This is a genomic window from Pseudomonas medicaginis, assembly GCF_965119365.1.
GTDB lineage: Bacteria > Pseudomonadota > Gammaproteobacteria > Pseudomonadales > Pseudomonadaceae > Aquipseudomonas.
On record NZ_OZ221631.1, the window covers coordinates 3,252,879 to 3,270,847 of the forward strand.

Annotated in this window: 16 protein-coding genes; 13 read left to right on the top strand and 3 right to left on the bottom strand. The window is 60.4% G+C overall.

Annotation, left to right across the window (positions count from 1 at the left end; translation table 11 throughout):
• Positions 1-30 precede the first annotated feature (30 nt).
• From ACMTA2_RS14475 to ACMTA2_RS14530, 12 genes are all read left to right on the top strand, one after another.
• Complete coding sequence (locus tag ACMTA2_RS14475) at positions 31-1,068, top strand: Rieske 2Fe-2S domain-containing protein (RefSeq protein WP_413795364.1); 1,038 nt, start codon at positions 31-33, stop codon at positions 1,066-1,068.
• Positions 1,068-2,018 (top strand): PDR/VanB family oxidoreductase, encoded by a 951-nt coding sequence (locus ACMTA2_RS14480; RefSeq protein ID WP_413795365.1) that lies wholly within the window; start codon positions 1,068-1,070, stop codon positions 2,016-2,018. The genes ACMTA2_RS14475 and ACMTA2_RS14480 overlap by 1 nt, the downstream gene beginning before the upstream one ends.
• A 64-nt stretch (positions 2,019-2,082) precedes the next feature.
• Positions 2,083-2,655 carry a cupin domain-containing protein gene (locus ACMTA2_RS14485; RefSeq protein WP_413795366.1) on the top strand — a complete coding sequence of 191 codons (573 nt, stop codon included), beginning with the start codon at positions 2,083-2,085 and terminating at the stop codon, positions 2,653-2,655.
• Positions 2,652-3,644, top strand: a complete 993-nt coding sequence (locus ACMTA2_RS14490; RefSeq protein ID WP_413795367.1) for a fumarylacetoacetate hydrolase family protein — start codon at positions 2,652-2,654, stop codon at positions 3,642-3,644. Before ACMTA2_RS14485 ends, ACMTA2_RS14490 begins: the two co-directional genes overlap by 4 nt.
• Positions 3,635-4,642: an NAD-dependent epimerase/dehydratase family protein gene (locus ACMTA2_RS14495; RefSeq protein WP_413795368.1), complete on the top strand. Its 1,008-nt coding sequence runs from the start codon at positions 3,635-3,637 to the stop codon at positions 4,640-4,642. The genes ACMTA2_RS14490 and ACMTA2_RS14495 overlap by 10 nt, the downstream gene beginning before the upstream one ends.
• On the top strand, positions 4,629-5,414 hold the full coding sequence (locus tag ACMTA2_RS14500) for a cyclase family protein (RefSeq protein ID WP_413795369.1): 786 nt from the start codon (positions 4,629-4,631) through the stop codon (positions 5,412-5,414). The genes ACMTA2_RS14495 and ACMTA2_RS14500 overlap by 14 nt, the downstream gene beginning before the upstream one ends.
• Complete coding sequence (locus tag ACMTA2_RS14505) at positions 5,411-6,142, top strand: FadR/GntR family transcriptional regulator (RefSeq protein ID WP_413795370.1); 732 nt, start codon at positions 5,411-5,413, stop codon at positions 6,140-6,142. Before ACMTA2_RS14500 ends, ACMTA2_RS14505 begins: the two co-directional genes overlap by 4 nt.
• Positions 6,139-7,089 carry a LysR family transcriptional regulator gene (locus tag ACMTA2_RS14510; RefSeq protein ID WP_413795371.1) on the top strand — a complete coding sequence of 317 codons (951 nt, stop codon included), beginning with the start codon at positions 6,139-6,141 and terminating at the stop codon, positions 7,087-7,089. The genes ACMTA2_RS14505 and ACMTA2_RS14510 overlap by 4 nt, the downstream gene beginning before the upstream one ends.
• 99 nt (positions 7,090-7,188) lie before the next feature.
• Positions 7,189-8,199 carry an ornithine cyclodeaminase family protein gene (locus ACMTA2_RS14515; RefSeq protein WP_413795372.1) on the top strand — a complete coding sequence of 337 codons (1,011 nt, stop codon included), beginning with the start codon at positions 7,189-7,191 and terminating at the stop codon, positions 8,197-8,199.
• Positions 8,200-8,228: 29 nt separating this feature from the next.
• Complete coding sequence (locus ACMTA2_RS14520) at positions 8,229-9,245, top strand: dihydrodipicolinate synthase family protein (RefSeq protein WP_413795373.1); 1,017 nt, start codon at positions 8,229-8,231, stop codon at positions 9,243-9,245.
• Between the two features lie 16 nt (positions 9,246-9,261).
• Entirely contained in the window at positions 9,262-10,731 is a 1,470-nt protein-coding gene (locus ACMTA2_RS14525; RefSeq protein ID WP_413795374.1) for an NAD-dependent succinate-semialdehyde dehydrogenase, read from the top strand.
• A gap of 337 nt (positions 10,732-11,068) precedes the next feature.
• Positions 11,069-12,202, top strand: a complete 1,134-nt coding sequence (locus ACMTA2_RS14530) for an FAD-dependent oxidoreductase (protein WP_413795375.1) — start codon at positions 11,069-11,071, stop codon at positions 12,200-12,202.
• Positions 12,203-12,283: 81 nt separating this feature from the next.
• On the opposite strand, the gene ACMTA2_RS14535 is transcribed toward ACMTA2_RS14530, so the two are convergent.
• The 3 genes from ACMTA2_RS14535 to ACMTA2_RS14545 form a co-directional block, all read right to left on the bottom strand.
• Complete coding sequence (locus ACMTA2_RS14535) at positions 12,284-13,018, bottom strand: EthD domain-containing protein (RefSeq protein ID WP_413795376.1); 735 nt, start codon at positions 13,016-13,018, stop codon at positions 12,284-12,286.
• A 264-nt stretch (positions 13,019-13,282) separates the two neighbouring features.
• The gene (locus tag ACMTA2_RS14540) at positions 13,283-13,525 is read right to left on the bottom strand and encodes a hypothetical protein (protein WP_413795377.1); all 243 of its coding nucleotides are present in this window, start codon (positions 13,523-13,525) and stop codon (positions 13,283-13,285) included.
• 246 nt (positions 13,526-13,771) lie between these two features.
• Positions 13,772-14,674: a LysR substrate-binding domain-containing protein gene (locus ACMTA2_RS14545; RefSeq protein WP_413795378.1), complete on the bottom strand. Its 903-nt coding sequence runs from the start codon at positions 14,672-14,674 to the stop codon at positions 13,772-13,774.
• Between the two features lie 157 nt (positions 14,675-14,831).
• On the opposite strand from ACMTA2_RS14545, the gene ydiJ reads away from it, so the two are divergent.
• A complete protein-coding gene (ydiJ, locus tag ACMTA2_RS14550; RefSeq protein WP_413795379.1) occupies positions 14,832-17,894 on the top strand; it encodes a D-2-hydroxyglutarate dehydrogenase YdiJ in 3,063 nt (1,020 codons plus the stop codon).
• Positions 17,895-17,969 lie beyond the last annotated feature (75 nt).

The following is a 17,969-nucleotide window of genomic DNA, read 5'->3' on the forward strand; positions in this document are numbered from 1 at the left end:
CATCAAAATAAGAAAAACGAGGAGAACATCATGAGTTATTTGCTCAACACCTGGTACATCGCTGGATGGGCGGATGAGCTGGCGCAAGGTGGGATGCTTGGCAGAACCATCGTCGAGCAACCCATCGTGTTCTTTCGCGATAGCCAGGGTGCGATCCGGGCGCTTGCCGATCGTTGCCCGCACCGTTTTGCCCCGCTGCACATGGGCAAGGTTGTCGGCGACAGTGTCCAGTGTCCGTACCACGGCTTGCGTTTCGATGGCAGTGGCCAATGTACGCACAATCCCCATGGCGATGGAAGTATCCCCAAGGCCGCCTGTGTTCGCGCGTTCGCGGTCGCTGAGCGTCATGGCGCGATCTGGGTCTGGCCTGGCGATCCGAGCTTGGCCAACGATGCGCTGATCCCTGATTTTTCCTTCTTCGAGCAGGCACCAATCGATGCCAAGGGCCATGGGTATTTGCCTACGCGTGCGCACTACGAACTGCTGGCCGACAACATCATGGACTTGAGCCACGTTGACTTCCTGCACCCCGATACGCTCGGTGGTGGAGCGTTGTCCCGCACGCGCGCCACCATCGAGGAGTTGCCCAACGATCGCGTGCGCATCAGTTGGTGGGCGCCTGATGATGTGCCTCCACCGGCATTTGGCGCTCACTTGGAAGATCCGAGCCGGGCAGACGTCTGGGCCGAGGTCATCTGGCATGCGCCTGGCCTGATGCTGCTGGGCAGCGGCGCCACTGCGCCCGGGCGCCCCAGGGAAGAGGGGCCCGTCACGTGGAACCTGCATCTGATGACACCGCAGGACGCGACCAATACCCATTACTTCTTTGCCAACACGCGCAGTTTCGAGCAGGACAATGCCCAGCTGAATGCCTTCGTCCAGAAGATGTTGATCGGTATTTTCGCCGGTGAAGACAAGCCCATGGTCGAGGCTCAACAGCGCCAGATCGGCGAGGTTGAGCTACTTGGCCTCAACCCGGTGCTGCTGCCAGTCGATGCAGGGGCTGTGCGTTGCCGACGTGTCCTGCGTCGGTTGATCGCCGCTGAACAGCCGATGGGTAGCCAGTGATGATCGATGTCATCGTGACCCGCAAGCGCCTCGAAGCCGAAGGCATCTACAGCTTTGAACTGGCCCCGGCCGAGCATTCCATCCTGCCGGCTTTCAGCGCCGGCTCGCATATCGACGTGCACCTGCCCAATGGTCTGGTGCGCCAGTACTCGCTGTGCAATCACCCTGAAGAACGCCATCGCTACCTGCTGGGCGTGTTGCTCGACCCGGCGTCTCGCGGCGGCTCGCAGGCCATGCACGAACAGGTGCACGAAGGCAGCCGGCTGCGGATCAGCGAGCCACGCAACCTGTTCCCGCTGGAGCATGCGGCCGGGTACAGCGTGCTGTTCGCAGGCGGTATCGGCATTACGCCGATCCTCTGCATGGCCGAGCGCCTGGCGCGGATCGGCGCGCCTTTCGAGCTGCACTATTGCGGCCGCACGGCCGGGCGCATGGCCTTTATCGAGTACCTGCGCCATTCGACGTTCGCCGATCGCGTGCACATCCATCTGGACGATGGCGAGGATGCCCAGCGCCTGGACAGCGTCCGGGTCTTGTCCGCGCCCACCCGTGATCGTCACCTGTATGTCTGCGGCCCTAACGGTTTCATGGAACACGTGCTCGGCACTGCCCGTGCGCAGGGCTGGGGCGAGGCGCAGCTGCACCGTGAGTACTTTGCCGCCGCTGTCCCGTCGGGTGAGGCGGACGGCTTCGAGGTGCAACTGGCCAGCACAGGACAGTGTTTCCAGGTGCCGGCCGCGCTCAGCGTGGCCCAGGTGCTGCTGGAGGCGGGGATCGATATTCCGTTGTCCTGCGAGCAGGGCATCTGTGGCACCTGCCTCACGCGCGTACTGGAAGGCGAGCCGGACCATCGCGACATGTTCTTGACCGATGCCGAGCGAGCCCGCAACGACCGGTTCACGCCGTGTTGCTCGCGTGCCAGGAGCGCCCGACTGGTGCTCGATCTTTAAGGTTTTTCCCATGAATCGATCTTTACCTGCTGCCGCGCTTCGCCAACTGATTGAGGAGTCGAACATGCAACAACTTCCTGGTTTCAAACGCGTGGTCACCGGGCACGATGCCCAGGGCCAGGCGGTGGTCGCGCTCAGCGGACCGACGCCCAACAGCTTCCCGCTCAAGGCAGTACCCGGCACGGTCTTCCATGAGATCTGGAACAGCGGTGCCAGCCCGGCCGTGCTGGATAACGGCGACGACCCCACCAACAAGCCGCTTCAGTTGAGTCCGGCACCGCTGGGCAGTGTCATCCGCGTGGTGGACATTCCGCCTGACAGCGTGCAGAACCAGGTCAGCGCCGAGGATGCCGCGGCGGCTTTCGCCGAAATTGGCCAGGCCCATGCTGGCACGGGGCAGGCTGATTCCAGGCACAAGCTGATGCACCGCACCGAAACCCTCGATTACGGCGTGGTCACCGAGGGCGAGGTCTGGCTGGTGCTCGATGGCGAGGAAGTGCATCTCAAACGCGGTGACATCGTCGTGCAGCGAGGCACCAATCACGCCTGGAGCAATCGCACCGAGCAGATGGCCCGCATGCTGTTCGTTCTGCTCGATGGCCGCTTCATCCCTGAGCTGCAAGGAGAATCAGCATGAAGCTCAGTACCCTCAATAATCACAGTCGCGATGGTCGCTTGCTGGTGGTCTCGCGCGACTTGGCCTGGGCGGTGGATGCCAGCGATATTGCCGCGACGCTGCAGGACGCCATCGAACATTGGCCAAGCGTCGAAACGGCTTTGCGCATGCGGTATGACGCATTGAACGAAGGCACGCTGACCGCTGCCTTCGCCTTTGATCCGCACCAAGCCGCCGCGCCCTTGCCACGTGCCTGGCAGTGGTTGGACGCGTCATCTTTCCTCAGCCATGGGGAGCGGATGCAAAAGGCTTTTGCGCTTGATCCCATCGAAGGCGTCGAGCACACGCCGCTGATGTATCAGGGCTGTGGTGACGATTTCCTGGGGCCCCACGACGACATCCTGCTACCCAGTGAAGCCCATGGCATCGACTTCGAGGGCGAGTACGCCGTATTGGTCGATGACGTGCCCATGGGCTGTTCGGCAGAAGAGGCTGCAAGTCATATTCGACTCATCCTGCAAGTCAACGATGTCAGCCTGCGTGCGCTCGCCCCCCGTGAAATGAAGACCGGCTTCGGTTTCATCCAAGCCAAATCCTCGTCCAGTTTTGCCCCGGTGGCGGTCACCCCCGATGAGTTGGGCGAGGCCTGGCGCGATGGACGTGTGCACTTGCCGCTGAAGGTGGAATGGAATGGCAAGTGGTTTGGCCATGCCCATGGCGGCGCCATGCATTTCGGCTTTCATCAGTTGATTGCCCACGCGGCATTGACCCGGCGCCTCAGGGCGGGCTGCCTGATCGGTTCCGGCACCGTCTCCAATGCCGACCCCACGGTTGGCGCTGCCTGCATCGCCGAACGTCGTGCCGTGGAGATGATCGAGCAGGGCGCGCCACAGACACCCTTCATGCGCTTCGGTGATCGCGTGCGCATGGAAGTCTTTGATCAGTACGGGCAGTCGGTTTTCGGGGCGATAGACCAGAATGTCGTGCGGGGAGACCTACCATGCGCGTGATGATTACCGGGGCCAATGGTTTTGTCGGCCGGGCGCTGGTGGAGCGATTACTCCAAACCAATGAGTTGCAAGGCCGGTCGATCAGTGCGTTGATTCTGCTGGATAAAGAGTTACTGGGGTTTGCTGACGATAAGCGCCTGCGCCGGCATTGCGGCAGTGTGACCGACGCCGCGTTATTGCGCCGCGCGCTGGCCGATGGCATCGATGTGGTTTTTCACCTGGTCAGCATCCCGGGTGGCGCGGCCGAGCAGCATTATTCACTGGGCTATCAGGTCAACCTGCTGGCAAGCCTGGAGTTGCTTGACCAGTTGCGCGAGCAGCCTGGCGCGCCGGTGCTGGTGTATGCCAGCAGCGTGGCGGTGTACGGCGGTGACTGGCCGGCGCGAGTCGATGAGCGTGCCGTGCCGCGTCCGCAGTTGAGTTACGGCACACACAAGGCGATGGTGGAAATGGCACTCAACGACCTTGCCCGTCGAGGCGAGGTGGACGGTCGAGCCGTACGCCTGCCCGGCATTGTCGCCCGTCCACGTGAACCCAACGGGCTGCGCTCGGCATTCATGAGCGACCTGCTGCACGCCTTCGCCGAAGGCCAGCCGTATTGCTGCCCCGTTTCGCCGCAGGCGCAGGCATGGTGGATGTCCGTGCGGTGTTGTGTGGATAACCTGTTACGGGCCGCCGAACTGCCGGCCGCCGAGCTCGGCGAGTCACGTGTCTGGCAATTACCGTTGTTACACCTGTCCATTGCCCGAGTCATCGATGCCCTGGCGGCTGCCTATGGCCAGGAGCGCCGTGCTTTGATCAGCTTTGCACCAGACGCTGGACTGCAAGCCTTGTTCGGCAATTTCCCCGCCATGAAAACCCCTATGGCCCGCGCCCTTGGCTTTCGCCATGACGGCTCTGCCGGCGCCTTGATCCGTAACAGTTTGAGCGCTGCTACCCCGACGCGTCGTGCACGTGGACGGGTGGCACTTGGAGTGAGCGAACATGCAATCAACTAAACGCCGTCTGGTGGACCTGTCCGTCACGCTGGACAACAACCCCTACACCGATCCGCCGCCGCTGCTGCCGAAAATCGACTACATGGACCATCAGCAAGGCTGGCCGGAGATGGCCGCGATGTTTCCCGGCCTGTCCAAGGCGCAACTGCCGGGCGACGAATCCTGGGCGGCCGAGCGCCTGCAGATCACGACGCACAGTGGTACGCATATGGACGCTCCTTGGCATTACGCCTCGACCACGGACGGTGGCAAGCCGGCTTTTGGCATCGACGAGTTGCCATTGGACTGGTGCCTGCAACCTGGCGTGAAGCTGGATTTTCGTCATTTACCGGATGGCCATGTGGTCAGCGCCGCCGAAGTGCAAGCTGAGCTGGCGCGCATCGACCACGAGCTCCAGCCGTTGGACATTGTCCTGGTCAACACTCGCGCCGGTGCGCTGTTTGGCCAGCCAGGGTATCTGGATGCCGGGGTCGGGATCGGCCGCGAAGCCACCTTGTATTTGCTGGAGCGCGGTGTGCGAGTGGTCGGTACCGATGCCTGGAGCTGGGATGCGCCGTTCAGGTATACACGTGAACGCTTCGCCGCCACGGGCGACGCCTCGATCATCTGGGAGGGACATAAGGCCGGACGTGACATCGGTTACGGCCAGATGGAGAAACTGGCCAACCTGGAATGCCTGCCGGCCCATGGTTTCCAAGTGTCCTGCTTCCCCTACAAGATCAGGCATGCCTCGGCCGGCTTCGTCCGCGCCGTAGCGATTTTCGAGGAGTGAGCGTGCCGGCGGTCAGTGGAAAAAAAAGCGGCAGCCTCTCCCAGGGGCTTGAGGTGCTGCTGTCAGGGCACATCCTTGAAGGGCGGCTACGGGGCGGTGAACAGTTGCCCACCGAGTCGGCCCTCATGCTGGAACATGGGGTCAGCAGAACCGTGGTGCGCGAGGCCATGTCACGGCTACAGGCTGCTGGAATGGTTGAGACACGCCACGGTATCGGGACGTTTGTGTGCGGCAGCGCCCTGTCGCTGGGGACCTTCATCGACCCGGCGACCGTCGGCATCATCACTGATTCGCTGGCGATCATGGAGTTTCGGATCGGTCTTGAGGTCGAAGCCGCCGTGCTCGCCGCGCAGCGACGTAGCCCGGATCAGTTGGCTGGGTTGCGGGTGTTGCTCGATCAGCTCGGCCAGCCAGCCGTCAGCGTCAATGATCGAGCTGCGTTGGATTTCCAGTTCCATTTGAGCATTGCCCGGGCGACAGGTAATCACTACATCGCCAATACACTGCTCAACCTTGGGGTGGTCATCATCCCGCGCAGTCGACTGGATTCGGCGCGTTTGTCGCACGATGAGCCTTTGCACTACGAACAGCGCATGCAAAGCGAGCACGAACAGATTTACCAGGCCATCTTCAATCAGGACGCTGAATGGGCGCGCGCTGCGATGCGCCTGCACCTTCAGGACAGTCGCGAATACCTGCACCAGGCCCGCCAAGAGCTGATGACATGACGAATAATCAGAGTGCCCACGGGCCGGACGCGGCCCCGCAGCATGGCGCCACGGCGCTGACCATTATCGATCCTCGCTGGACCTTGTTCGTACGTGTCGTGGCCGCTGGCAGTCTGAGCAAAGCGGCCGTGTTGCTGGATATGCCGCAGTCCATGGTGAGTCGCAATATTGCCTTGCTCGAGTCGCAATGTGGCGAGCGCCTGTTTCATCGTACGGGGCGCGGGGTGGTCTTGACCGAGTTCGGGGAGCAGTTGTTGCCGTGTATATCGGGCCTTCTCGCGGACGCTGAAGGCCTTGCCGATGACATTCGCAACCTGCGTGGAAAACCGGTGGGCGAGGTGGTCGTAGGCATGTTGCCCTCTGCGGTGCGGCGGTTCGCGGGGACGCTTTTTTCTGCCGCGCGCGCGCAGATGCCTGGCGTGAGATTGCACCTGATCGAGGGCGCGAGCGCTCAACTCGAAGAGCAGTTGCACGATGGTCGCCTGGATATGGCGTTGGTGCTGCGCGAGAGTGAAGCCGGCATCGGGCAAGCCCACCTGCTGGCCAGGCTGGCGCTGCACGTGGTGGGGCCCGCTGTCGATCCTCTGTTCGGCAACCCAGATATTGCATTGAAAAGATTATCGGGATTGCCCTTGGTCGTGCCTGGGCGACCGCATCTGCTGAGGGCCAGACTCGATCATCTGGCGGCCGAGCATGGCGTGGAGTTGTGCGTGGCCGTCGAAGCCGACTCCGTCCAACTGCAGTACGAAGTCGCGGCAGCCGGCGGCGGCTATGCAATCGCTTCTGTGCTACCGGGGTCACTGGATCGAAGGCTGATGTCAGCGCGCATCGTCGAGCCGGTTCTCGAGCGCTTCGTCGTGCTGGTCGAGTCGCCCCGTCGCCCCTTGACCCGTGCCTCCCGTGAAGTGCGACGGTTGATCTGCGGTCTGGCCATGCCATCGATTTGAGCGATAGCTGCTTTCGATTCCCAGCAGTATCCGCTGGGGTGCGCGCTTCGTAGGGTGTCAGTCAATCAATGATTGATACCCGACTGCGAGGTTAGCGACATGCATCACACCCATGAACCCCACGTCATTGCCCCGACGCTTTTTCTCAGCGACGCCGATGTTGCTTCGCTCGCCGATTGGAACACCGCCGTTGCCGCGCTCGCCCAGGCGTATGCCTGCCCCACATCGGATGCCATGGTGCCGCCTCGTTCCATGGCGCGGGGCGATGGCATCTGGCTGCGCAGTTTGACCGCGGTACCCCCGGCGGGCGGTCATATGGGCTGCAAGTTGATCGCGGCCTCCATGCGGGCGCGCTGCGCCAGCTACCTGATCGCATTGTTCGACCAGCAAACCATGGCTCTCAGTGCCCTGATCGATGGCAATCGAGTGACAGGCTTGCGGACTGCTGCAACCGCTGCGCTGGCAGTCGACTTGCTGGCGCCCCGGCGAGCGCTGCGGGTGGGTGTGATTGGTGCGGGGTTTGAGGCGCGTGGCGCGCTGGACTGCCTCAAGTCTGTGCGCGATGTGGCTCATGTCCGGGTGTTCAGTCCAACGCCCGCGAGTCGTGAGCAGTTTGCCGAAAGCTTCAGGCCGGGGCTGGATATCCAAGCGGTGAACACTGCGCAAGAAGCCGTGCAGGACTGCGATGTGGTGATTTGTGCCGCACGTAGTCGTGACGAGTCTCCGGTGTTGCAAGGGGCATGGCTTTGCGCAGGCGTGACGGTCGTGTCGTTGGGATCCACCTTGCCTGAGCAACGGGAGGTTGACCCGGCCACGATGGAGCGAGCCGTCTGCATCGTCGCGGATATGCCCCAAGAAGTACTTCACGATACCGGCGACGCCATTGCGGCGATCAGCGCCGGTGTTTATGTCGCCGACAAATTGGTCGCGCTGTCGGATCTGGTCGCGGGTCGCGTCAATCCGCGCCAGAAGGAAAGCGACATCGTTCTCTACAAATCGGTTGGCTCGGCGCTGCAGGATGTCGTCATCGCACAAGCGCTGTACGAGCGCGCCAGGCAACAAGGCCTCGGCATCGAGCTGCCTGCCAGCATTGTCCCTGTCTCGAAATAACCCCCTCCACTGTTCGAAGGAAAATCATCATGGCCACTTACAAGAAAGCTGATGCCCGCGCCTGGGCCCGTGAATACCTGGTGGGCTGCTCGGCTGTCACCATCCCAAGCTTCAGTGCTGATTTGAAGCGTCTCAATGAGCGGGGTATACGCCACGACATCGAACATACGGTTGGACTGGGTTACAGCAGCACGTTGCTGTGCAGCGAACTGGCGATCTCTCCCCAGGAAAACGCCCGGTTCACGGCCTGGGCCCGTGAGTCGGGGAAAGACCTGATCCTGTTCTTCCACGCGGCTTTTGGCACGCTTGCCGAGAACATCGAGGCGGTGAAGCTCGCCGAGAATGCCGGTGCAGACATCGTCCTGCTTTCCTATCCGCCGCAGTTCTGGCCGACCAGCGAGCAGGAGATCTACGACTACACCAAGTCGTTCTGCGATGCGACGGACCTGGCCGTCATGCTCTTCCCGATTCCGCTCTGGGGCTTTGAGCGCGTGCATCCGGCGGGTATGTCGTTGGAGTTGGTCCGTCGCCTTCTGGCCGATTGCCCGAATATCGCGGCCATCAAGTCCGAGCAAGGATTTCCGTTGCCGGCGGGCATTTGCGAGATGTACTACCACTTCCGCGATCAGGTGGTGATCAGTTGCCCGATTGAAGGTGACGCAATCCCGTTGATGAGCCTGATGAAGCTGCAGTTTTCCGGCACCAGCAACACGGCCTGGATGAGTGATTACTACCCGAAGGCGTTCGAACTGGCACGCACGGGACGATTCGAGGAGGCGATGGCGTTGTATTGGAAGGTCAACCCGGCACGCAGTGCCAACGGCGCCGCAGCTCAAACCTATGCCGGCGGTACCGGCGTGCTCAACCGCACGATGTGGAAATACCAGGACTGGCTCGCAGGCTTCAATGGCGGCCCACTGCGTGCCCCGGCGATGCGTGTGCCCGATCGCCTGATGAAGTCTCTGCGTCAAGGGTTGGTTGCGGCGGGGCTGCCGGTGACTGCGGATCCTGACAGCGCCTTCATGATCGGGCGTCATCCGTGCTAATGACGAGGAGTGCACAGTGAAGCATTTACTTAAGGATCCCACGCTTTGGCGTACCAGTGCCTACATTGCTGGGGAATGGCGGACCGAGACGCCGCACGGTCAATACACGCTGCGCAATCCAGTGGATAACAGCGTGCTGGCCGAGTTGCCACGCTGCCGTGAAGCCGAGGTTCGGCACGCCATCGATGCGGCGCATGAGGCCTTCGGCCCGTGGCGTCGGCTGACGGCTAAACGCCGTGGTGAGGTGTTGCGCCGTTGGTATGAGTTGATGGTCGAACATCGTGAGGATATCGCCACGCTGATTACCCTGGAGGAGGGCAAGCCACTGGAGGAGGCGCGGGGTGAAGTCGATTACGCGGCGTCTTTTGTACGATGGTTTGGCGAGGAAGCCACGCGGGTACGTGGTGATCTGATCCCGGGTGTAAAGGACACTCAGCGCATCGTGGTACTGCGCGAACCCATCGGAGTCTGCGCTGCGATAACGCCTTGGAATTTCCCGGCGGCCATGATCACGCGCAAGGCCGCTCCGGCCCTCGCGGCCGGTTGCACGATGGTCGTGAAACCGGCCAGCCAGGCGCCTCTGACCGCCCTGGCGCTCGCCGAGCTCGCCCAGCGCGCGGGTGTGCCGGCCGGTGTTTTCAGTGTGATCACGGGGAATGACACCCGGGACATTGCCGGTGAACTCACGGCCAACCCGTTGGTGCGCAAACTCACTTTCACGGGGTCCACGGAAGTGGGTCGGCTGCTGCTGGCGCAAGCGGCGCAGACGGTCAAGAAATGCTCCATGGAGCTGGGCGGCAATGCCCCGTTCATTGTCTTCGACGATGCCGACCTTGATGCCGCAGCTGACGGTGTGATGTTGGCCAAATTTCGCAATGGTGGACAGTCCTGTATCGGCGCGAACCGGGTCTTGGTGCAGTCCGGGGTGTATGACGCACTGGCCGAGCGCATCGTCGAGCGCATGGCGCGCCTGAAGGTCGGCAATGGCCTGGAGCCGGGCGTACAGGTCGGGCCGTTGATCGATGGTGCGGCGGTCCGAAAGTCCCAGGCGCTGGTTGACGACGCGCTGGCGCACGGTGCCCGACTGCTGTCCGGCGGCAAGCCCCATGTGCTCGGCGGATGTTTCTACCAACCCACATTGTTGGCTGATGTGACCCCTGGGATGCGCGTCGCTCGCGAAGAAATCTTCGGGCCAGTCATGCCACTGGTGCGTTTCGACAGTGATGACGAAGCGATTGCGATGGCCAACGACAGCGAGTTCGGCTTGGCGGCGTATCTGTTCAGCCGTGACGCGGCCCGCATCTGGCGCAACGCCGCTCGCGTCGAATCGGGCATGGTGGGGATCAACTGCGGCTTGATTTCAAATGAAGTCGCCCCCTTCGGTGGTGTCAAGCAGAGCGGCCTTGGGCGAGAAGGGTCCCACCTTGGGATCGACGAATTCCTGGAGGTGAAATACCTCTGCTGGGATGGCTTGGAAAGCGTGTGAATTCGTGTCGTTGGAGGCCGATTGATTGCGGTTCGAGTGAACGGCAATCAGTCGGTCTTTTTATTGACACGTACACAGGCTGATCACACCGGGTCCTGCCGCAACAGCAGGGTCCTCGAGCAAGGGGGCGCACCTGCGGGATCCATCGGCTGGAGCGATACCTCGGATTGTGCAAAGCGATTTCAGCGCTGATAACCAATTCGATAGTCTCGTCGTCGAACTGACTTTTTTCGTCGGAAATTCATGATCCTGCAGCATTGACTCGACACCGCGGCCAAGCTCGTCGGTACGTCATGCAATGTCAGCCCGAGTGAACAAGAATAATTAGGAGAGCGTGATGATTGCAGCAGTCAATAAGGTCCTGGTGATCGGAGGAGGTTTCTCCGGTATGACCGCGGCGATCCAACTCGCCCGTCAGGGTGTGCAAGTTGACCTGGTGGAAATAGACCCTTTGTGGTGCCCTCTGGGGGCGGGCATTACGCTCAGTGGGCCCACGTTGCGAGCGCTTGATACGGTCGGGATTCTTGAGCGTGTGGCCGAAGAAGGGTATCTATCGACCAATTTCGATGTGTTTTCACCGGCTGGCGAGCTGATCGTGCAGTTGGCGCTGAGGCCTCCGGTCAGCGATAAACCGATACCTTGTGGCGGCGGCATCCTGCGCCCGGTGCTGGCTCGGATTTTTGCCGACAAGACACGGGAAGTGGGCACCCATGTGCGCCTGGGCATCACGTTCGACAACATGATCGAACATGACGATGGCGTAGAAGTGTCTTTCACTGACGGCACCTCTGGGCGCTATGACCTGGTTATTGCCGCCGATGGCGTGCATTCGCGTATGCGAAAGGATTTTTTTCCGCAGGCGCCGTCGCCAAAACCCATTCACCAGAGTGTCTGGCGAGCGGTGCTGAGGCGTCCCCCGGAAATCGTACGCCCCACTCATTGGCTGGGCCGCACCAAGGTCGGCGTCAATCCCATCTCCGAAACGCACATGTATATGTTCCTCATGGAAAACCGCGAAGGTTCAGAGTGGATCGATCCGGTCAGTTGGCCAGCTGAAATGGCGCGTCTGCTGGGTGAGTTCCCCGCGCCGATCCTGCAAGGGCTGGTTTCACAATTGTACGAGGCGGGTGCCAACATCGATTATCGTCCGCTGGCCAATCTGTTGGTGCCGTTGCCATGGCATAAAGGTCGCATCGTGATGATTGGAGACACGGTGCATGCCACCACGCCACATCTGGCCTCCGGAGCGGGTATTGGCATCGAAAGCGCCATCGTACTCGCCGAAGAACTGCTCGCCGGGAGCGATCTTCAGGCCGCTCTGACGCGGTTCGAAGCGCGGCGTTGGGAACGCTGCCAACTGGTGGTCGAGAACTCCGCGCGCCTGTGTGAGATAGAAAAGAGCGGGGGTGACAAGCAAGAGCATGCCCAGATCATGCGCGAGTCCACTGCGACGTTGGCTGAGCCTATCTGAGTGATCGATACCCCCTAAAAGAAGATGAAGAGAGCGATCTTGAATCGCTCCCGCATCTGGTCAGAAGAGAGGGTGAAGTCTTTAGTGGCACAAGTCCATAATGACGACTTCATTGACATAGACGAAAAAGGATTCAGACGACAACACTATCCCCTCGTCAGAAAGTTGTTGGAACAGTGATCGCTGGTACTGACGAAAAATAGAAAGATCGGCTTCATGTTCAAACCACAGACTGGAAGTGCCTTCGTATACCGCTACGTCTGGCCCGAAATAGGATGTCACCCTGTCACCTTCGGGCAGGTATCTGGAACGAACATGGCGGCGTAGCGCACTTTGGAAGCCCGGGAATTGGCGGGCAATTGTGTCGTGTGCTGAATCCCAGGCGGCGAAAAAGGCATCGAGTTGCACCGTTGGGTTCTTCTTCAGGAAAATGATCGCCTTCCAGTTCAAGGGGGCTGGACCGGCATTGAAGATCTCTACTTCATCCATCAACTGAGCGGCCTGTTTAGACAGGTCGGCGAAGTTTTTCGCATCAGGTCCAACGGTTTGTCGGGTATAGGAATCGCTGAAGGTGTGAATCAAACCTGACATGTCGTCAAAGAATAATTCCGTGACGGAGTCTCGGTGAAATGTTTGTGTGTAGGCATTATCGGAGTCAACGCCGAAAGCAGAGTCGATGACATGGTTCTGCACGTATCGTTTGACGCCTAAGGGTTTAGCCCGGGCGATTTCTCCATGCTGGTGTTCTATATAGTTCAAGAACTCCGCTTGAGTCATGCCGGGTTTCCGGCGTACGGCAGCTAGCATTTTAATCATGAGGGTACTCGCGTCTGATTGGGTTCTTACTATGTTGTTTTTATCTTCCAAACATCCCATGCATTTCTGCAGGCGGCATTCACCATGATGATGTCTTAAGAAACAAAGATAAAACCAACGCAGCCCTTCAACCAATCAGTGTTTCCGCTAGCAGGTATCACGTAAGTACATGCTTGGCGAGTTATAGCGGGCTGACGCCTTTGCCCTGCGGATAAGCAACAGCGCTTCCATCGCTTGATCTGCGTTGTCGACGAAAAAATAAGGCTAAGGTTGGCCCGTGCTCTTGGTGGTGACGATTTTGTCGTAACCTTCTACTGGCGGCGTCTCATTGACCACCCACATGCGCTCGCTGCGGCATTTGAACTTCACACCTTTGCGCGGTGCCATGACTCTGGCCGTCTCCATGCACATTGCCCTGGAAGCGAAGGTAGGCCCTGGTTTTCGCTCCTCGACACAGCCTTCGATGCCACTGCAGATCGTCATCACAACAAAATAAACAGTCATCATCTCGGTGTGCTCCATTGCGAGGTACGAGTGATTACATCCTGTAGTCCAGGTCGGCGGCCCAAACGTTTAGCGGGGACTGCCTGCGGATGATGAGCTTCGATTTAAACCCCCAGCAATGGCACATTAGTACCGTGCGTCGGGAAACCGTCGCTGTATTAATATATTTTTATCTGATTGGTTTTTGTGCCAATAAGTTGGCGTCATCCTGGGTGACGAGGATCAGTCTGGATCCGGGAACGGGCGAGCTCAGTTATCGGGAAACGGCAATGAGAGCAGCCAGGCGCTGAAGGCCATCAGGGCCGGCAGGTGTTGGTATCGGCTTGCGTAGACAAGGTAATAGCTGCGCCCACTTTCCATCGGTTCGAACAACGCAACCAGGTCGCCGCTTTTCAGTTCATCCTGTACCAGGATTTGCGGAACCAGCCCGATCCCGATCCCCGCCGATACGGCCTGGATAAGGTGGGCGGTGAGTTCGAAGCTTGGGCCGGACCGCATGTTGCGGTGATCGACGCCATGCTTGTCAAACCAGTCCGGCCAGACACCGGGCCTTGATACAACGTTCAACAAGGCATGCTCGGCAACGTTCGCGGGCGACATCGTCCGGTACTCGGGCAATGCGGCCGGGCTGGCGACCACCACCAGCTTCTCCGTGAGCAACTGATGGGCAATGTAGCCGGGCCACTCTCCCGAGCCTGCGCAGATGATTGCGTTCATGTCATGGGTCGAGGATTGGACGTCCTCGCGGATGATCCGCGAATGCACGTGCACCAGCAGGTCCGGGTGCCTGGCGTAGAATTCATGCATCCGTGGCAGAAGCCATTTGGAACCGAGGGTTGGCAGGACGGCCAGGTTCAGTGGGCCGCTATCGTTCTTGTAGGCGATGGCCTGCAACGTTGCGCTTCGAATACGCCCCAACGCGGCCGCCAACTCGTGCTGATACAGCGCGCCAGCCGCCGTCAATTCAATCTTTCGGCCTTCACGCCGGAAGAGTTCGATTTCAAGTTGCGCCTCCAGGGTTTGGACCTGCCGGCTGACGGCGCTTTGAGTCAAAGCCAACTCTTCCGCCGCTTTGGTGAAGCTGCAATGGCGTGCGGCGGCCTCAAAGGCAACCAGCAGTGACATCGACGGCGTCAGTCGTCTGGGGTTCATTCAAAAAACTCATGCAAAACCAGCAGGAATTACGTTTGCTCCAACCGTACGAGAAGGCAAGAATCACGGAAGCCTCATGCGGTTGCTCGATACGTCTTGTATGGAGCATGCGTAATGTGAATGCATAGATTAGCTTTTCAGCCTGTAGGAATACATCATGATTGCCCGGTTATCCCCTCCCGATCCCCAGAAAGCGGTCTATGACGCGTTTCTGAATGCGCTCCAAGTGGCGGGGTTTCGAGGGGAGATTGCCCGCGACCATGGCGACCGGACGGTATTGGCCACCGACAATTCCATTTACCAGCGCCTGCCCCAAGCGGCGGTTTTTCCACGGGATGAACAGGACGTGATGATCCTGTCACGCCTGGTGGCCGAACACGCGCACCGTGCGGTCGTGCTCACACCACGTGGTGGAGGCACCGGCACCAATGGGCAATCGCTCACCGACGGCGTGGTGGTCGACCTTTCCCGCCACCTCAACAGCATTCTGGACATCAACGTCGAGGAGCGCTGGGCCAGGGTCCAAAGTGGCGTGGTCAAGGATCAGTTGAACGCAGCGCTCAAGCCCTACGGTTTGTTCTTCGCCCCCGAACTCTCGACGTCGAATCGCGCCACCATTGGCGGCATGATCAACACGGACGCGAGTGGCCAGGGGAGCTGCACCTACGGCAAGACGCGCGATCATGTTCTCGAACTCTCGACGGTATTGCTGGGCGGTCATCGCCTCACCAGTTGCGCTGTCGACGCGGCGCTTTTAACGGCGCTGGTCGAACGCCAGGATCGCGTGGGAGAGGTTTACAAGTGTGCGGCGGACATCGCCGATACCCACGCCGAACTGATCCGGGACACTTTTCCGACACTTAACCGCTGCCTGACCGGTTATGACCTGGCCCACCTGCGCGAACCCGATGGGCGTTTCAATTTGAACAGTGTTCTGTGCGGTTCCGAAGGCTCCTTGGGGTTCATCGTCGAGGCCAAACTGAACGTCCTGCCCATTCCCAACCATTCCATTCTGGTGAACGTGCGTTACGCCGGGTTCATGGATGCCCTGCGTGATGCAAAGGCGTTGATGGCAATGAAACCGCTGTCGATCGAGACCGTGGATTCGAAAGTGCTGATGCTGGCGATGAAGGACATTGTCTGGCACGGCGTCGCCGAGTATTTCCCCGAGGACCCCGATACGCCGACGCTCGGGATCAATCTCATTGAGTTCAGCGGGGATGACGAAGCGGCGCTCCAGCAGCAGGTTCATGAGTTCGTCCTGCACCTGCAGCGGGACACTTCCGTTGTCCGGCTGGGGCACACGCTGGCGATCGGTGCCGATGCCCTCAAGCGTGTCTATGCGATGCGCAAGCGCGCCGTGGGCTTATTGGGCAACGTCAAGGGCGAGGCCAGGCCCCAGCCTTTTGTCGAAGACACCGCGGTTCCGCCCGAAAACCTGGCGGACTTCATCCAGGCGTTCCGCGCGCTGCTCGATAGCCATGACCTGCAGTACGGCATGTTCGGCCACGTCGACGCCGGCGTCCTGCATGTGCGGCCGATCCTCGACATGAAGGATCCCGCCCAGGCCGCCTTGATCCGGCCGATTTCCGATGCGGTGGCAGCTTTGACGCAAAAGTATGGCGGATTGTTATGGGGCGAACATGGCAAGGGCTTGAGGTCGCAATACGTGCCCGAGTACTTCGGTGACTTGTACCCCGCGCTGCAAGCGCTCAAGGCGGCTTTCGACCCCTTCAACCAGCTCAACCCGGGCAAGATCGCCACCCCGAGCACGGTGCCTGGTGCTCGACTGACACGCGTTGACGAAGTGCAACTGCGAGGTGCCCTGGACCGCACCATTGATGAACGCGTCTGGCAACGCTACGACACGGCGGTTCATTGCAATGGCAATGGTGCGTGCTACAACTTCGACCCTGATGACGCCATGTGCCCGTCCTGGAAGGCGACGCGCAACCGCATTCACTCGCCCAAGGGGCGGGCCTCGCTGATACGGGAGTGGTTGAGGTTGCAGGGCGAGCAGGGTGTCGATGTGCTGGCGGCGAGCGATCGGGTCCAAGGGGCTGGCGCAGTGCCGGGCGTTGCGCGTCGGGCCGTGAACAGCCTGGCCCGGAAGATGGGGCAGCCAGACTTTTCCCATGAGGTCTACGAGGCGATGAGCGGTTGCCTGGCCTGTAAATCCTGCGCGGGGCAATGCCCTGTCAAAGTGAATGTGCCGGAGTTCCGGTCACGCTTTCTCGAGCTTTATCACAGCCGCTACCTGCGTCCCCTCAAGGACTACCTGATTGGCTCGTTGGAATACACCGTTCCGTATCTGGCCAGGATGCCGCGCCTGTACAACTTCGTGATGAGTGCCCGGCCAATCCGCTGGGGGCTCGAGCGCGTGGCCGGGATGGTCGATAGCCCGCTGCTCAGCCTGGTGGATTTTGCCGCCGTGTGCCGGCGCTGGAACGTGGAAGTGGCCACACCTGAGCGCCTTCAAGCGCTGGGCGCGGGGCAGCGTGAGAAAAGTGTCATTCTCGTGCAGGACGCTTTCACTCGGTTTTTTGAAACGCCATTGCTTGTTGACTGGGTGGAGCTGATTTCGAGGCTGGGCTACAAAGTCTTCCTGGCCCCCTACGCGCCCAACGGCAAGCCGCTTCAGGTGCAGGGTTTCTTGAAAGCGTTCGAGAAGGCCGCCCGCTTCAATGGCCAGTCCTTGCTCAGCCTCCAGTCGTATCGAATTCCCTTGGTGGGCCTCGATCCGGCAATGACCCTGGTTTATCGGCAGGAGTACGCCAAGACACTGGAAACCGGCAACGCTCCTCAGGTGCGGCTTGCACAGGAGTGGCTGCTTGATGCGTTGCCGGAAATAGAAACAGTGAAGGATGGCGAGCCTTACCACTTCCTGCCGCACTGCACGGAAAAAACCAACGAGCCGGGTAGCATCGGGCAATGGCAGAAAAGTTTCGAACGCATGGGCCTGACACTCAACGTGCAAGCCAGCGGTTGTTGCGGGATGTCGGGCACTTACGGGCATGAGGCACGAAACGCTGGCACGTCTGACACGATCTACGGGCAATCCTGGAAGCCGCTCCTGCACACACTCAATCGATCGGGCAGGGTGGTTGCCGATGGGTACTCCTGCCGTAGCCAGGTCAAGCGCCAAGAGGGTGTCACGGTGCTTCATCCGCTGCAGGTTCTGTTGGCGCGGGTGAAAGAGGTGTTGCCCCAGTGCGGATAGTTATCTGTGGCGAGGGCGCTGGCGTCCTCGCCGCAGTTCAAGCGGGCCTGGAGTGCTGTTCCTTAGCCTGTAGGT

Bases quoted from the DNA above. Each gene is read 5' to 3' on its own strand.
- ACMTA2_RS14475 (WP_413795364.1), top strand. From the start codon at position 31: ATGAGTTATTTGCTCAACACCTGGTACATCGCTGGATGGGCGGATGAG.
- ACMTA2_RS14480 (WP_413795365.1), top strand. From the start codon at position 1,068: ATGATCGATGTCATCGTGACCCGCAAGCGCCTCGAAGCCGAAGGCATC.
- ACMTA2_RS14485 (WP_413795366.1), top strand. From the start codon at position 2,083: ATGCAACAACTTCCTGGTTTCAAACGCGTGGTCACCGGGCACGATGCC.
- ACMTA2_RS14490 (WP_413795367.1), top strand. From the start codon at position 2,652: ATGAAGCTCAGTACCCTCAATAATCACAGTCGCGATGGTCGCTTGCTG.
- ACMTA2_RS14495 (WP_413795368.1), top strand. From the start codon at position 3,635: ATGCGCGTGATGATTACCGGGGCCAATGGTTTTGTCGGCCGGGCGCTG.
- ACMTA2_RS14500 (WP_413795369.1), top strand. From the start codon at position 4,629: ATGCAATCAACTAAACGCCGTCTGGTGGACCTGTCCGTCACGCTGGAC.
- ACMTA2_RS14510 (WP_413795371.1), top strand. From the start codon at position 6,139: ATGACGAATAATCAGAGTGCCCACGGGCCGGACGCGGCCCCGCAGCAT.
- ACMTA2_RS14515 (WP_413795372.1), top strand. From the start codon at position 7,189: ATGCATCACACCCATGAACCCCACGTCATTGCCCCGACGCTTTTTCTC.
- ACMTA2_RS14520 (WP_413795373.1), top strand. From the start codon at position 8,229: ATGGCCACTTACAAGAAAGCTGATGCCCGCGCCTGGGCCCGTGAATAC.
- ACMTA2_RS14530 (WP_413795375.1), top strand. From the start codon at position 11,069: ATGATTGCAGCAGTCAATAAGGTCCTGGTGATCGGAGGAGGTTTCTCC.
- ACMTA2_RS14535 (WP_413795376.1), bottom strand. From the start codon at position 13,018: ATGATTAAAATGCTAGCTGCCGTACGCCGGAAACCCGGCATGACTCAA.
- ACMTA2_RS14540 (WP_413795377.1), bottom strand. From the start codon at position 13,525: ATGATGACTGTTTATTTTGTTGTGATGACGATCTGCAGTGGCATCGAA.
- ACMTA2_RS14545 (WP_413795378.1), bottom strand. From the start codon at position 14,674: ATGAACCCCAGACGACTGACGCCGTCGATGTCACTGCTGGTTGCCTTT.
- ydiJ (WP_413795379.1), top strand. From the start codon at position 14,832: ATGATTGCCCGGTTATCCCCTCCCGATCCCCAGAAAGCGGTCTATGAC.